The organism is Amycolatopsis sp. NPDC058340 (genome assembly GCF_042723975.1).
GTDB lineage: Bacteria > Actinomycetota > Actinomycetes > Mycobacteriales > Pseudonocardiaceae > Amycolatopsis.
The window spans coordinates 90104-103681 of sequence record NZ_JBHXIB010000003.1 but is presented as its reverse complement, the minus strand read 5'-3'; the positions used below and the strand labels follow the sequence as shown (position 1 = coordinate 103681).

Sequence of the window (13578 nt, the reverse complement as noted above, 5' to 3'; positions counted from 1 at the left end):
CGCGAAGCATCGCAAAGGTTCTCGATCTTCGGCAAACTACTTCAGGAAGCCGATCAGTTCGGCGCTCACGAACGCGGGATTCTCCTCGGCGAGCCAATGTCCCGCCCTCGGCACCTCGACCGCGCGGGCGAGGTTCGCGACGCGGGGCGCGAGGGTGGCCTTCTGTGGTTCGAGCAATCCCTCGGCGGTCATCAGCAGGGTCGGGGTGGTGATGGGTTTCGCGCCGGTGTTCGCGGTCGCGTCCTGCCCGAGCGTCCGGTAGAGCTCGAAACCTCCGTGCAGGACCTCCGGCCTGGTGTAGGTGCGGGCGTACTCGTCGATCTCCGCGTCGTCGAAGGGTGACGGCGCGCCGGGACCGCCGAAGGCCGTCCCGGAGTAGGCGACCTGGGGATAGAACAGGGACAGGTACTCGCGCACGTCGTCGCCGACGACGGCTTCGGGAACCGTCTTCTGCGAGTGGAACGCGATGTGCCAGCTCAGGTTCCGGTACGCCGTCGCGTCGAGCGCGGGCCCCGGCAGCGGCAGATCGAGGTAGGCGAGTTTGGTGAGATCGCCGGGGAATTGCGCGGCGTACTGGAAGGCGACGGCGGCGCCGAGGTCGTGGCCGGCGACGCGGGCGTCGCGCAGGCCCAGCCGTCCGGCGACGAGGCCGTGCACGTAGCGGGCGAGGGTCGCCTTGTCGTAGCTCGGCGGCGAACCGGTGCTGTCGCCGAGGCCGGGCAGGTCGAGGGCGTACACCGTGAAGTGTTCGGCCAGCGCGGGCATGACCCGGTGCCAGCCGTACCAGGTCTGCGGCCAGCCGTGCAGCAGGACGAGCGGGGCGCCCTTCCCGCCGGTGACGTAATGCATCTTCACCCCGTCGACGTCGGCGTACTCGTGCCGGAACCCGTCGGGCGGGGCGGCGGCCGGGGGTGCGCCGCAGGCCGTCAGCAGGACGAGGGCCACGAAGAAAGCGGCGGCTCGGTGGAACATGGGGGTTCTCCGTTTCAGCGCCCGGTGGCGCCATCGATCAGTTCGCGCAGGATGTCGGCGTGGCCCGCGTGCCGCGCGGTTTCCTCGATCAGGTGGGTCAGCGTCCAGCGCCGCGATCCCCGGCGAGGTCCCGTCGCGGCGAGGTCGTCCCAAGAGGCGATCACGGCGTTCGCCTCGGCGACGGTTTCCCGGTAGGCGGCCAGAATCGACGCCGTCGTGTCGTCCGGGCCCGGGTGGAACGTCGCCTTCCAGTCGGTGACGCGGTGGCCGAGCAGCCAGTGGCGTTCGACCTGGGTCAGGTGCTTGACCAGGCCCAGCAGATTCGTGCCGGACGGCACGCCGGGCGTACGGGCCCGGTCCTCCGGCACGCCTTCGGCCTTCGCCATGATCGCGGCGCGGAGATAGTCGAGGAATCCGGCGAGCACGTCCTTTTCGCCGGCTCCGGTCGACGGCGGCCCGGCGTCGCGTTTCCGGCTCATCGCCCGGCCCGCCGGAGGATCAGGATGTGGTCGACGACCGTCGCGGTCCGGCCGCCCGGGCCGGTGGCCAGGCGTTCGGCCGCCTCCGCGCGGTCGATCGACCAGACCGCCGGGTCGAGGTCCAGTCCGGCCGCCACCTCACCGGGAGCAGGGAATTCGGCGTCCTGATCCCACGACCAAGGCGCGGCGGAACCGTGGTCGACGACGACCAGCCGCCCGCCGGGATTCACCGAGGCCGCTGCGGTGCGCAGCACCCGCGCCCGGTCCAGTGCGAAGGGCGTGTGGAAGTACTGCGCCGACACCAGGTCGAAGGCGCCCTCGGGGAAGTCTTCGGCGAGGTCGACGCGGAGTGCCGTGATCGGTTCACCGCGCCCCTGGAGCGCGCGCACGGCCGCTCCGGAGATGTCGACCGCGGTCACCCGCCAGCCTCGGGCAGCCAGCCAAAGCGCGTCGCCCCCGGCTCCGCAGCCGAGGTCGAGCGCGGTGCCCGGGGTCAGCGGGCCCGCGATCTCGGCCAGCCGCGCGTTCACCTTCGGCGTTCCGGCGGCCCGGCGTTCGTGGAGTTCGTCCCAGAATTTCGTAGCGCTCATGATCGCCACCTTCGCCCCGCTCCAGCCGGTTTGGCACGAAAACTTGCCGACCTGGCAAGATCGAGGGCATGGACGAGACGGACGAGGTGCTCGGCGCGGTCGGCCCCCGCTTGCGAACGCTGCGCAAACACCGCGGCCTGACCCTCGCCGAACTGTCGGCGGCGACCGGGATCTCGGAAAGCACCTTGTCACGCCTGGAAAGCGGCGGACGGCGGCCGACGCTCGAACTGCTGCTCCCGCTCGCCCGGGTGCACGGCGTACCGCTCGACGACCTCGTCGGCGCTCCCCGGACCGGCGACCCGCGGATCCATCTGCGGCCGATCCACCGCCACGGCATGACATTCCTTCCGCTCACCCGGCGCGCGGGCGGGGTGCAGGCGTTCAAGATGCTGATCCCCGGCCGGGACACGCCGGCGGAGCCAACGCCGCAGACCCACGGCGGCTACGAATGGGTGTATGTCCTCAATGGACGGTTGCGGCTGGTGGTCGGCGACCGCGACCTGGTGCTCCCGCCGGGCGAGGCCGCCGAATTCGACACCGCGCTACCGCATTGGCTCGGCTCGGCCGACGGGCACGCCGTCGAAACCCTCGTCCTGTTCGGGCCACAGGGTGAACGTGCCCACGTGCGGGCGCGTTAGAGCCAGTCGTGCTCGCGGGCGTACCTGGCGGCCTCGTGCCGGGTCTGCGTCTGGGTCTTCTGCATGGCGTTCGAGAGATAGTTGCGCACGGTGCCCTGCGCGAGGTGGAGACGTCCGGCGATCTCGGCGACGGAATACCCCTCGCCCGTCACCCGCAACACCTCCAGCTCCCGCTCGGTGAGCGGACAGTCGTCGACGACGGCGAGCGCGGAGACGTCCGGGTCGATCCAGCGTTTGCCCTCGTGCAGCGTGGCGATGACGAACGTGATGTGCGACGGGTCGGCTGCCTTGCTGACGAAACCCTGGACACCGAGCTTGAGCGCCTTGCGGAGCACACCGGGTTTCGCGTGCCGGGTCAGCATGAGGATCACCTGGTCCGGCCTGGCGCGCCGGATCTCCGAGACCGCGCCGAGCCCGTCCACCCCGGGCATTTCGAGATCGATGACGAGGACGTCGGGCCCGTGCCGCAAAGTGGCCTCGACGGCTTCTTCGCCGTTCTCCGCCTCGGCCAGGACGGTGATCTCGCCTTCGAGCGGGAGCAACGCGGCCATCGCCTTGCGCAGCAAGGCTTCGTCGTCGGCGAGCACCACCGTGGTCATCGTTCCTCCATGGCCGGGAAGGACGCCGCCGTCACGAACCGCCCGTCTTCCTGCTCCACCGTCAGTTCACCGCCGTCCGCGACGACGCGTTGTCCGAGCGCGGCCAGCCCGCGGAGTTCGGGCAGCGGCGTTCGCGGGGCTCCGTCGTTGACGATACTGATGCTCCATTCCGACAGGGTGATCCGCACGCGGGTCGCCTGCGCGTGACGCAGGATGTTGGTCGTGGTCTCGCGCAGGACCTGGCCGAGCAGCCTGCCCGCCGCCGGATCGACGTCCGCCTCCCGGTCGACACGCACGCGGATTCCCGCGGCCTCGAAAAGGTTCCTCGCGTTCTCCAGTTCGGCGGAGAGGTTGAGCCGGCGCTGGGCGTAGGCGAGTTCCTTCGTCTGGGTGATCGTGTCCGCCACGAGCGCGTGGATCTCCCCCAGCTCCTGTTTGGCCCGCTCGGCGTCGATGTCCACCAGTTTCCTGGCGAGTGCGGTCTTGAGCTTCACCACGTGCAGCGTGTGGCCCTGGATGTCGTGCAGATCGCTCGCGAACCGGACGCGTTCCCTGATCACGGCCAGTTCCGCCTCCCGCTCGCGCGACTCCTCGAGTTCCCTGACGACGTCGTAGAACCGCTTGTTGGGGAACATGAGGCCGAGCACGACGGCGGTGATCGCGGCGGGAACGAACACGAAGCCGACCAGCTCACCGGACACGTCCTCGTGGGAGACCAGCGGTCTCAACGCGCCCATCGCGGCGATGTACCCGACGAGCGCGACGGCCGCCGCGACCCGATGGCGTGGCAATTGCGGGACGACCAGCGAACCCACGAGGAAGACCCCGAAGAACGCCGAGCTGCCACCGACGAGCAGCACCGAGAACGGCCACACCGCCGCCGTGATCACCAGGCACGGGATCGCGACCCGCAACACCTCGCCCGCCGCCCAGCGCACGAAGGCGACCAAGGCCGCCAGGACACCCACGCTCAGGACGACCGCGTGCCACCAGGTCCGCGAGTCCGAGGCGACCACGATCACCCCGCCGACGACGAGCAGCGGGACGAACATGGTGAGGTTCAGCCTGCGCAGCTGCCCCTTCGCCGGCTCGGTGTCCACATCAGACATGAGCCCAGTATCGGCCCTCGCTTGGCGGGACGACAGTGACACCACGTCATGGTTTCCTCGTGACGTGACCGCACTGGCCGGAGCGCTACCGGGCGGCTGAGATCGAAGCATGACTTCGACAGCGATCGACGTTGACCGTCTGAACGTGAAATACGGCGATTTCCACGCCGTGAAGGATCTGTCCTTCCAAGTCCGGCAAGGCGAGTTCTACGCCCTGCTCGGCACGAACGGGGCCGGGAAGACCTCGACCTTGGAAACCCTGGAAGGACACCGGAATCCGACGTCGGGCACCGTCCGGGTGCTCGGGAAGAGCCCGCGGGACCGCGCCGCCGTCCGGCCCGAGATGGGCGTCATGTTGCAGGAGAGCGGTTTCTCACCGGATCTGACGGTGAAGGAATCGATTCGCCTGATCGGGGCCCTGACCCGGCGCACGGATCGGCTCGAACGGGTACTCGGCATCGTGGACCTGACCCGCAAAGCGAACACGAAGGTGTCGCAGCTTTCCGGTGGCGAGAAGCGGCGGCTCGATTTCGCGACCGCGGTGTACGGCTCGCCGCGGCTGGTGTTCCTGGACGAGCCGACCACCGGGCTGGACATCCAGTCGCGGGACGCGCTGTGGGACGCCGTCGACAACCTGCGCGAGGACGGTTCGACGATCGTGCTCACCACGCATTACCTGGAGGAGGCACAGCAGCGTGCCGACCGCATCGGCCTGATGCACCAGGGGACGTTCCACCGGGAAGGCACGGTCGCCGAACTGACCCGGACGCTGCCGTCGGTGATCCGGTTCTCGCTGCCGCCCTCAGCTCCCGCGCTGCCGGTGCAGGGCAAGCGCGAGCACGACGGGAGGTTCGTCATAGAGACCTTCGGGCTGCAGAAGGACCTGCACACCCTGCTCCGGTGGGCACAGGACAACGCGATCGAACTGCCGGACCTGGAAGCGGGGCCGACCCGCCTCGACGACGTCTTCCGCGCCATCGAAAACGACTGAAGGACTTGTCATGCTCTCGATAGCCCGTAGCGAATTGATCCAGATCTTCCGGAACCGGTCGGTCCTGATCACCAGCTTCGTGATGCCCCTCGCGATCTCCGCGTTCTTCGTCTACCAGCACGAGGTCTTCGCCGAGATCGGCAGTCTCGGCTACATCGCGGCGATCGTGATGTTCACGGTCTGCGCGTTCGGTCTCTACACCAGCGCGGTGACCACGCTGGCTTCACGACGGCAGAACCTGTTCCTCAAACGGTTGCGCTCCACGGCGGCGGGCGACGCGTCCATCCTGGCCGGGCTGGTGCTGCCGGTCACCGTCATCTCACTCGTCCAGGTGGCCGTGATCATGACCGTGCTGGGCGTGGTCACCGGCACGCCCGCCAATGCCGGCCTGCTGGTGGCGGCGGTGCTCGCCAGCGTCGCCATGATGATCGGCCTCGGTCTTGCCACCGCGGGCCTGACCAACTCCCCCGAACACGCGCAGGTCACCACCCTGCCGGTCAGTCTCGGGGTGATCGCCGTGGCCAGCTGGGTCGGCATCTCCGGTACCGACGAGCTGACCCTGCTCAAACGGCTGCTGCCCGGCGGCTCGGCCACCGAACTCGCCGTCGACGCCTGGAACGGCGGTGCGGCCCTCACCGACTCGCTGCTCCTGCTCGCCCCGACCCTCGCGTGGGTCGTCGTCGCCGTCGTCCTCGCCACGCGGCTCTTCCGCTGGGAGCCACGCCGATGACCGTCCGCCTGCCGATCCGGCGTCACCAGCGGCAGGTCCGGTCGGCCGGGAGCCGTCCGCTCAGCAGGTAGTCCCGCACCGCCGTGTCGACGCACACGTCACCCTTCAAGAACACCGAGTGGCGGTACGCGCCTTCCACTGTCACCAGCCGCGATCCGGCGAGCGCCCTGCGCATGGCGAGTTGTCCCGCGTAGGGCGTCGCCGGGTCGCCGGTCGAGCCGAGAAGCAGCGCCGGCTCCTTGTTGCGGATCCGGGTGGCGGGTTCGGCGGGAGCCACCGGCCAGAACGCGCACGGGGTGATGTTGCGGGCCAGCGGGCCGAACAAGGGCTCGGCGGTGCGATGTTCCTCGATGTCCCGGTAGTAGGCCATCGGATCGCGGCCTGCCGCGCGATCGGCGCAGACGATCGGCGTCCCGGCCCTGTCGGGCGCGGACCCGGAACCCGTCGTCAGGCCGTCGAGAAGCGTGCTCAACGCGGGCGACGGCGTGGCGGGCAGACCGGCCGCCGCCGAGCGAAATGTCCGCACGGTGGCGGTGAGCTCGGCCTGCGAAGCGGGCCTGTCGTCGTAGAGGTTCGCGAACAACACATACGGCACCATGTGACCGTCCACTGTGTACTTCCCGACCACGAACGGCCGCCGCTCGGCCGAACGCGCGATGTCCCGCACGGTCGCCATGACCTCGTCCGTGGTCTCCCCCAGGCCCTGCGCGGTCCGTGCCCAGTTCCGCACCGCCGCGTCGAGCGACGGCGCGGTCGGACGGAGCAGGCCGGGCCCGTACGCCTCGGGATCCACCGCCGAATCGAGCACGAACCGGTCGGCCCGCGAACCGAACATCTGGAGGTACACCGCGCCGAGGTACGTCCCGTAAGAGGCACCGATGTAGGAGATCTTCCGCTCGCCGAGCGCCTCGCGGACGAGGTCCATGTCCCGTGCGGTGTTGCGGGTCGACGCCGCCCGCAGCAACGCGGGGTCGTTGCCCGAACAACTGCGCGCCAGCTCCTTCGCCAGGGCCACGCTTTCGCCGAACGTCCTGAGGTCCGGTCCTGCCGAACGTGTGAAGGTGTCGGTCTTCCAGTCGCACCGCAGCGGCGAACTGCGCCCGACGAACCGGGGATCCATGCCGACGAGGTCGTACCGCGCGGCGATCTCCGGCATGACCGCTCCGGCCAAGACCATTTCCCTCGCCGGGCCACCCGGCCCGCCCGGATTGAGCAGCACCACTCCGCGACGGCGCGCGGGATCGGTGGCCTTCATCCGCGCCAACGCGACCGTGATCCGGTGCCCGTTCGGACGGCGGTAATCGACCGGCACGGCGACGTCGGCGCACTGCGCGCCCGCCCTGTCCAGCTCCACGCCCACGCTGTCGCCGGGACCGGTCGCGCAACCGTGCCAGGTGATCGAGGGGGCCGCCGCGGCGGTCGCCGGTGTCAACGCGACGGTGACCAGCAGTGTTACTAGGGCGGCTGTTTTCCTTGGCAACGCTGGCTCCCTTGATGTCGAATTCCGGGGTCCAGGCTAGGAGCCGGGCTCGTGCGAGGCGTCCGTCTGCGGTCGGAGGTGTCTAGCCCGCTGGGGGGCTTTTCGGGGTGGGGCCCGCTCCGCGCAGTGTTCGGTCCGGGTGGCGGCGGACTGTGTGGATTTCGGTGCGTTGGATGACCTGAAATCCACACGGTCGTGCGTGATCGGTCCGGTCACGCGGGCGGGGCTTGATCGGCGGAGGGTTGGGGATGTTGGGTGTCCCGGATTTCCCGTTGATCAAGGTTGTGGGCATGGTGAGGGGCCCGTCGCCTGGGTGGGTGGCTGGCGGACTCCTCGATGGTTCAGTTGTGGTGGAGGGTGTTGCGGCGGGGTTGTCGGAGCGGATCCCGGTATTGGGGTGGAATGAATTCCGGTAGGCCGTCGGCGGCCATCCGTACTTCCCAGTCGCCGTGGTGAATCAGGCGGTGATGGAAACCGCAGAGCAGCACGAGATTCCGGAGATTCGTGGGTCCGCCGTCTGCCCAGTGCTCAATGTGATGGGCGTGGCAATTCTTCGGCTTTCTGTGGCAGCCCGGGAACGCACAGCCCCTGTCGCGGATGTTCAACGCGCGTCTCTGCCCGTGTGTGACGAATCTTCGCAGGCGCCCCATGTCGAGGGGTTCGCCCGAGGTGCTCATCACGACCGGCAACATGAGACAGTCGCAGGCCGCGAGCCGGGCTTCCCTTGCTGTCATCGTCCCCACGAAGTCGAGACACGCGGTGCCGAGACCGGACTTGAGTTCGTCGAGTCCGATGGTGACGTTCACCAGGGTGCGGTAGCCGCTGGTGCCGGGCTGGTCGGGGCAGGCGATGGCCAGGTCCAGGAGGTCGGCCCAGGCGTCGCCCATGCGTTCGCATTTCATCCGCAGGTCCGCCTGGCCGAATTCGTCGACCGGCCGCGGCTGGGCGTGCGCCTCCAACGCCGCCGCCGTCCGAGCCCCGGTCTCGTCATCGAGCAGGCCGGTCAGCTTCCAGAACCCGTCCTTGCGACGTTCCAGGGTGATTTCCCGCCGCGGTTCCTTAGGCTCGGGATCCTTGGGTTCGTTGCCGTCGGGGTCGAGCCAGCCCAGCAGGTTCGCTTCGGCCTTGGTGAGCTGTGCGGGACCGGCGTTCGGCGCGAGATCGGCCAGGATCTTCTCCGCGCTCGCCCGATCCTCGGCGGAGGTGTCGGCGGGGAGCCGTTTCAAGATCTCCAGGATTTGATCGATCCGTTCGTTCCCGATCAGTCCTTCGGCGGCGACGGCGGCGGTGGCGGGCGCGACGGGCGGAACCTCCGTGCCATCCAAGGCGCGAGTCGGGTTCAACGCGATGGCCCGCTTCACGATCGCACCGGCCTCGCCGCGCGACAAGCCCGCCAGATCCGCGAGCCAGCTGGCCGTACTGCCGTGGCCGTACAAGTCTTTGACGCCCCGAGACTCGATCTCCGCCAAGAACCGCCCCAACGCGGCAGTGGCCACCCGGATCACCTGCAGGGATTGCTGCACACCATGGGCAAGCTCCAGCTTGCCGGCGCGCCACAGCTCCTGCGGCAGTTCGGGGAGGAAGGTCTCGGACACGACTCCATAATAGCACCTTCCTTCGAACACGTGTTCGTAATTTTAAGCGACCAGCAAAACGCACGAACAACACCGAAGAGTGATGACGCCGCACATGGCGACCACGCAAAAAGAACGCGCCGCAGTTAGTCGGCTAAACGCGGCTCGCACACAAAGAGTAACGCGCCGCAGTTAGCCGACTAAATGCGAGCCCGACCCACAAAGACCAAAGCGCCCCGGACCGGAGAATCCGGCCCGGGGCGACCCCCAGTAAAGCCCACAGCCCCGGATCAGCGGTCACGCTCCTTGGCGAACAAGGACTTCGACCACACGTACCCGACGACCGAGAGCAGGACGCACCAGCCGATCGCGAGCCAGCCGCTGTTGCCGATCGGGGTTCCGAGCAGCAGCCCGCGAATGGTTTCGATGACCGGCGTGAACGGCTGATAGTCGGCGAACCAGCGCAGCCAGGACGGCATGGAATCGGTGGGCACGAACCCGCTGCCGAGAAACGGCAGCAGCATGAAGATCATGGGTGTGTTGCTGGCCGTTTCCACGCTTTTGGCCGCGAGGCCCAGCGCCACCGAAAGCCAGGTGAGCGCGATGGTCAGCAGCAACAGCACGCCGACGACGGCGAACCATTCGCCGACGCCCGCCGTCGGGGAGAAGCCGATGAGCAGCGTGACACCGAAGACCACGGCGAGCGCGAACGCCGTCTGGATGAGCGCGCCGACGACGTGCCCGGTGAGCACCGACGCCTTGCTGATCGCCATCGTGCGGAACCGCGCGATGATGCCCTCGGTCATGTCCGTCGCCACCGAGATCGCGGTGCCGAGAGCCGCACTGCACACGGTGACGAGCAGGATGGCGGGCGTGACATAGCCGACGTACTCGGATCGGCCGCCTCCGCCGCCGAGACCGTTTCCGAGCGTGCCGCCGAAAACGTAGACGAACAGCAGCAGGAACACGATCGGCTGCCCGATCAGCATGATGGTGAGCGACGGATACCGTTGCATATGCCGGATGTTGCGGCGCAGCATGGTCGTCGAGTCGCGCATCGAGAGGGACAGGGTGCTCATCGGGCCATCTCCTTGGTCGCTTCGGTCCGGTGACCGGTGAGGCTGAGGAACACGTCGTCGAGGTCCGGCGTGTGCACGGTGAGGCTGTCGACGGCGACGGCCTCGTCGTCGAGCCGGTCCAGGACGGCGCGCAGGGCGGCGACGGTGCCGTCGGTCGGCACGCGGAGCGCCAGGGCTTCTTCGTCCGAAGTGGACACTCGGAGTACGCGGGTCGCGTCACGCAACGAGACCGCGTCGGGGAACTTCAGTTGCATGTGCCCGCCGGGCACGCGCCGCTTCAGTTCGTCGGGCGTGCCGAGCGCCACGATCCGGCCGCCGTCGAGTACGGCGACCCGGTCGGCGAGCTGATCCGCCTCCGCCAGGTACTGCGTGGTGAGGAAGATCGTCACGCCGCCGTCGACGAGGTCGCGGATGATCTGCCACATCGTGCGGCGGCTGCGCGGGTCGAGGCCGGTGGTCGGTTCGTCGAGGAAGATGACCTTGGGGTCGCCGATCAGCGTCATCGCCAGGTCGAGTTTGCGGCGCATGCCACCCGAAAAGGTGGACGGCGTCTTCTTCGCGGCGTCGGCCAGCTCGAAGCGGTCCAGGAGTTCGGTGGCCCGCTTGCGGCCCTCGCGGCGCGGCAGATGGTGCAGATCCGCCATCAGGAACAGGTTCTCCTCGCCGGTGAGCAGGTTGTCCACCGCGGAGAACTGGCCGGTGAGGCCGATCGCGGCGCGGACGCCGTCCGGGTCGGTGGACAGGTCGGCTCCGGCGATGGTCGCGGAACCGGCGTCCGGAGTGACCAAAGTGGACAGTATGTTGACCGTCGTGGTCTTGCCCGCGCCGTTGGGGCCGAGCAAGGAGAAGACGGTGCCCGCCGGGACATGCAGGTCGATGCCGTCCAGGACGACCTTGTCGCCGTAGGACTTGCGCAGTCCGGTCGCGGTGATGGCCGGGTTTCGCATGGGGATTCCCTTCAGGAACGGTGGACGAGGATGTCGCCGACGGAGGTACCGGCGTGGACTTCGACCTTGTCGGTCGTTTCGCCGGGCGCGGTGGCGGCGGTCATGTCGTTGACGACGCGGCCGAAACCGGTGTTCACGTCGAGCCAGGCGGCGCTGCCCTCGCGGATGCCGATTTCGACGTCTCCCAGCGACGTTTCGAGGGTGAGCGTGCCCCTGGCCGCGTCGAGCACGCGGACGGATCCGTTGGCGGTCTTGGCTTCCACGCCGCCTTCGGCCTTGTCGACGGTGATGTCGCCGTTGGCCGAGCGGAGGCGGATCGAGTCGGCGGCGGTCCCGACGTTGGTGGGCCCGTTGGAGTTCTTGACCACCGCGGTGCCCTCGATCGCGCCGACGTGCACGCGGCCGGAACTCGTGCTGATGTCGGCGTTGCCGTCGGCGTGCTCGACGACGATGTTCCCGGACGCGGTGTGCAGTTTCAGCTCACCGGTGTGGTCAAGCCGGATGTGCCCGGTACCGGATTTGTAGCGGCAGCCGCCGATCCGCCCGGTCACGGTCAGGTCGCCGAGGCCGGTGCTCCCCTGCACCCGGGAGCCTGCGGGCAGTTCGATGGTCACGTCGATCGACCTCGTCCGCCTGGAGAAGTCGAGCAGGCGCATCTTCGGCGCGCGGACGGTCAAGGTGCCGCCGGAGAATTCGACGACGGTGCGCTTCGCGGCGTCGACGTCGGACTCGTTGTTCTCGTCGAGCGGGGCGACTTCGACGACCGTGTCGGTGCGGTCCCCGGCGACGATCCGGACGTTGCCGACGACCGGATCGAGGTCCGCGAGAATGGGTTCCGGGGTGGCGAAAGAAGGCATGGTTGTCCCCTCAGAGGTGGTGTGATCGGTGTTTGTGCTGGTCCGGGAGAGCTAGCTGACCCAGCCGGTGTAGCGCTGGGCGCCGCGATGGCCGCTCGCCGGGGCGGGCGGCGTGGCCCGCTCCGTCGGATGCAGTGCCGCCGAGGCGGCTCGCACCAGCCACGCGTTGACGGACCGGCCTTGCGCGGCCGCGGCTTCCTCGACACGCGCCTTCAGGTGCTCCGGGAGCCGGAAGTTGATCCGGGCCGTGGCCCCTTCTTCGTCCGGCGCCGCCGCCGGCTCCGGCGCGGCGGCCGTGACGGGTGCGGCCTGCTCGACCGCGGGAAGCGTGACGGCGAAGCTGGCTTCCCCGGCGCGCAGCCGGACCTCGACCGAACCCGGCGCCAGGTCACGGGTGATCTCGTCCGACGCGGCGGACAACGCGTCCAGCAGCGCGAGACGAATGGCCGACGCGAGCGGAGCGGTCAGGCGTTCGGCGAGCGCGCTCGCCTCGGCTCCCCCCGCCTCGGCGGCGACGGCGAGTTCCCGGCGAACGTTGTCCACAAAGGGCGTCAAATCCATGATGCCATCATGGCACCACGTTGGCGCCATTGCAAGGCCGAGTTGGCGCCATATGGCACCAAAGTGGCGTCTATGCAGGTCAGGGCTACTTTTGCCCCTTCGGCCAGTCTCGGCTGGCGGGGGAAGCAGGACACGGCCGAACGCGTTGCCGGTGTCGTTCACGGCGGGCGAGAATCGCCACGAGCCGCGCGGAAAGGAAGCGGCCCGCCGTCGAGTGTGGGGGTCACCCGAGGCGGGCCGCTACCCGGGTCCCACCGTACAAGAGGTCCGCTCGCGTATACGGGCAACGCTTTTTGTCCTTGCGGCCCTTGACAAATCGAAGATCCACAGTGGACGGAAGACGGACACATGCGAACAGTTCGGGTGAGCGTCTGCGCCCTGGACCCCATCACGAAGGCCGGCCTGGTCGACCTCCTCGGGACACGCGCGTCCGTCGTGGTGGTCGAAGGCCGGGCACGGACCGAAACCGATGTCGTCGTCGCCGCTTTCGAGCGGCTTTCGGCCGACGCGGTCGCCGCGTTGCGCGCGGCCGCCGCCGATCTCGGCAAGCCGATCGTGCTGGTGACGGACCGGATCGAGGAGGGCGGCCTCACGGCGGCGGTGGCGTGCGGAGTGGTCACCATCCTGCCGAGGTCGGCGATGACCGACTCCCGCGTGGCCGACAGCGTCCGTGCCGCCGCGTCGAACACCGTGGCCTCACCGCGGGATCTCCTCGGCAGGCTGGCCGATCAGTCCGAGCGGCTCCACCGGGAGCTGCTCGCGCCGAGCGGCCCGGCCGGGGCCGCGCTCTCCTCGCGGGAGATCGACGTCCTCCGCCTGATGGCAGACGGGTTCGACACCCAGGAGATCGCGGCCGAACTCGCCTATTCGGAACGAACGGTGAAGAACGTCATCTACGCGGTCACCGACCGGCTGAGGCTGCGGAACCGGTCGCACGCGGTGGCCTACGCGATCCGGGAAGGGGTCATCTGA

Annotated in this window: 15 protein-coding genes; 4 read left to right on the top strand and 11 right to left on the bottom strand. The window is 68.9% G+C overall.

Annotation, left to right across the window (positions count from 1 at the left end; genetic code table 11):
• Positions 1-36: 36 nt before the first annotated feature.
• Genes ACFWIW_RS05580 through ACFWIW_RS05570 form a run of 3 tightly spaced genes read right to left on the bottom strand, consistent with a single transcriptional unit; the run spans position 37 to position 2041 of the window.
• Entirely contained in the window at positions 37-972 is a 936-nt protein-coding gene (locus tag ACFWIW_RS05580; RefSeq protein ID WP_378367306.1) for an alpha/beta fold hydrolase, read from the bottom strand.
• Between the two features lie 14 nt (positions 973-986).
• Positions 987-1451: a DinB family protein gene (locus tag ACFWIW_RS05575; RefSeq protein WP_378367305.1), complete on the bottom strand. Its 465-nt coding sequence runs from the start codon at positions 1449-1451 to the stop codon at positions 987-989.
• Complete coding sequence (locus ACFWIW_RS05570) at positions 1448-2041, bottom strand: class I SAM-dependent methyltransferase (protein ID WP_378367304.1); 594 nt, start codon at positions 2039-2041, stop codon at positions 1448-1450. Before ACFWIW_RS05570 ends, ACFWIW_RS05575 begins: the two co-directional genes overlap by 4 nt.
• A 68-nt stretch (positions 2042-2109) precedes the next feature.
• On the opposite strand from ACFWIW_RS05570, the gene ACFWIW_RS05565 reads away from it, so the two are divergent.
• On the top strand, positions 2110-2679 hold the full coding sequence (locus ACFWIW_RS05565; RefSeq protein ID WP_378367303.1) for a helix-turn-helix domain-containing protein: 570 nt from the start codon (positions 2110-2112) through the stop codon (positions 2677-2679).
• Here ACFWIW_RS05565 and ACFWIW_RS05560 read toward each other — a convergent pair.
• Positions 2676-3278 carry a response regulator gene (locus ACFWIW_RS05560; RefSeq protein ID WP_378367302.1) on the bottom strand — a complete coding sequence of 201 codons (603 nt, stop codon included), beginning with the start codon at positions 3276-3278 and terminating at the stop codon, positions 2676-2678. The genes ACFWIW_RS05565 and ACFWIW_RS05560 overlap by 4 nt on opposite strands.
• Complete coding sequence (locus ACFWIW_RS05555) at positions 3275-4378, bottom strand: sensor histidine kinase (RefSeq protein ID WP_378367501.1); 1104 nt, start codon at positions 4376-4378, stop codon at positions 3275-3277. Before ACFWIW_RS05555 ends, ACFWIW_RS05560 begins: the two co-directional genes overlap by 4 nt.
• Positions 4379-4496: 118 nt before the next feature.
• On the opposite strand from ACFWIW_RS05555, the gene ACFWIW_RS05550 reads away from it, so the two are divergent.
• A complete protein-coding gene (locus tag ACFWIW_RS05550) occupies positions 4497-5378 on the top strand; it encodes an ABC transporter ATP-binding protein (RefSeq protein WP_378367301.1) in 882 nt (293 codons plus the stop codon).
• 10 nt (positions 5379-5388) lie between these two features.
• Entirely contained in the window at positions 5389-6108 is a 720-nt protein-coding gene (locus ACFWIW_RS05545; protein ID WP_378367300.1) for an ABC transporter permease, read from the top strand.
• Between the two features lie 22 nt (positions 6109-6130).
• Here ACFWIW_RS05545 and ACFWIW_RS05540 read toward each other — a convergent pair whose 3' ends face one another.
• The 6 genes from ACFWIW_RS05540 to ACFWIW_RS05515 all read right to left on the bottom strand — a co-directional run bounded on the left by ACFWIW_RS05540 (position 6131) and on the right by ACFWIW_RS05515 (position 12606).
• Positions 6131-7588, bottom strand: coding sequence for an alpha/beta hydrolase (locus ACFWIW_RS05540; protein WP_378367299.1), 1458 nt, complete (start codon positions 7586-7588; stop codon positions 6131-6133).
• Between the two features lie 341 nt (positions 7589-7929).
• The gene (locus ACFWIW_RS05535; protein ID WP_378367298.1) at positions 7930-9183 is read right to left on the bottom strand and encodes a DUF222 domain-containing protein; all 1254 of its coding nucleotides are present in this window, start codon (positions 9181-9183) and stop codon (positions 7930-7932) included.
• A 269-nt stretch (positions 9184-9452) separates the two neighbouring features.
• The gene (locus ACFWIW_RS05530) at positions 9453-10241 is read right to left on the bottom strand and encodes an ABC transporter permease (protein ID WP_378367297.1); all 789 of its coding nucleotides are present in this window, start codon (positions 10239-10241) and stop codon (positions 9453-9455) included.
• On the bottom strand, positions 10238-11188 hold the full coding sequence (locus tag ACFWIW_RS05525) for an ATP-binding cassette domain-containing protein (RefSeq protein ID WP_378367296.1): 951 nt from the start codon (positions 11186-11188) through the stop codon (positions 10238-10240). The genes ACFWIW_RS05530 and ACFWIW_RS05525 overlap by 4 nt, the downstream gene beginning before the upstream one ends.
• 11 nt (positions 11189-11199) lie before the next feature.
• On the bottom strand, positions 11200-12045 hold the full coding sequence (locus tag ACFWIW_RS05520) for a DUF4097 domain-containing protein (RefSeq protein ID WP_378367295.1): 846 nt from the start codon (positions 12043-12045) through the stop codon (positions 11200-11202).
• 51 nt (positions 12046-12096) lie between these two features.
• On the bottom strand, positions 12097-12606 hold the full coding sequence (locus tag ACFWIW_RS05515) for a toxin-antitoxin system HicB family antitoxin (RefSeq protein ID WP_378367294.1): 510 nt from the start codon (positions 12604-12606) through the stop codon (positions 12097-12099).
• A gap of 348 nt (positions 12607-12954) precedes the next feature.
• On the opposite strand from ACFWIW_RS05515, the gene ACFWIW_RS05510 reads away from it, so the two are divergent.
• Positions 12955-13578, top strand: coding sequence for a response regulator transcription factor (locus tag ACFWIW_RS05510; protein ID WP_378367293.1), 624 nt, complete (start codon positions 12955-12957; stop codon positions 13576-13578).

Coding starts and splice junctions, on each gene's coding strand:
- ACFWIW_RS05530 (WP_378367297.1), bottom strand. CDS start 10,241: ATGAGCACCCTGTCCCTCTCGATGCGCGACTCGACGACCATGCTGCGC.
- ACFWIW_RS05560 (WP_378367302.1), bottom strand. CDS start 3,278: ATGACCACGGTGGTGCTCGCCGACGACGAAGCCTTGCTGCGCAAGGCG.
- ACFWIW_RS05515 (WP_378367294.1), bottom strand. CDS start 12,606: ATGGATTTGACGCCCTTTGTGGACAACGTTCGCCGGGAACTCGCCGTC.
- ACFWIW_RS05545 (WP_378367300.1), top strand. CDS start 5,389: ATGCTCTCGATAGCCCGTAGCGAATTGATCCAGATCTTCCGGAACCGG.
- ACFWIW_RS05520 (WP_378367295.1), bottom strand. CDS start 12,045: ATGCCTTCTTTCGCCACCCCGGAACCCATTCTCGCGGACCTCGATCCG.
- ACFWIW_RS05525 (WP_378367296.1), bottom strand. CDS start 11,188: ATGCGAAACCCGGCCATCACCGCGACCGGACTGCGCAAGTCCTACGGC.
- ACFWIW_RS05510 (WP_378367293.1), top strand. CDS start 12,955: ATGCGAACAGTTCGGGTGAGCGTCTGCGCCCTGGACCCCATCACGAAG.
- ACFWIW_RS05550 (WP_378367301.1), top strand. CDS start 4,497: ATGACTTCGACAGCGATCGACGTTGACCGTCTGAACGTGAAATACGGC.
- ACFWIW_RS05570 (WP_378367304.1), bottom strand. CDS start 2,041: ATGAGCGCTACGAAATTCTGGGACGAACTCCACGAACGCCGGGCCGCC.
- ACFWIW_RS05575 (WP_378367305.1), bottom strand. CDS start 1,451: ATGAGCCGGAAACGCGACGCCGGGCCGCCGTCGACCGGAGCCGGCGAA.
- ACFWIW_RS05565 (WP_378367303.1), top strand. CDS start 2,110: ATGGACGAGACGGACGAGGTGCTCGGCGCGGTCGGCCCCCGCTTGCGA.
- ACFWIW_RS05580 (WP_378367306.1), bottom strand. CDS start 972: ATGTTCCACCGAGCCGCCGCTTTCTTCGTGGCCCTCGTCCTGCTGACG.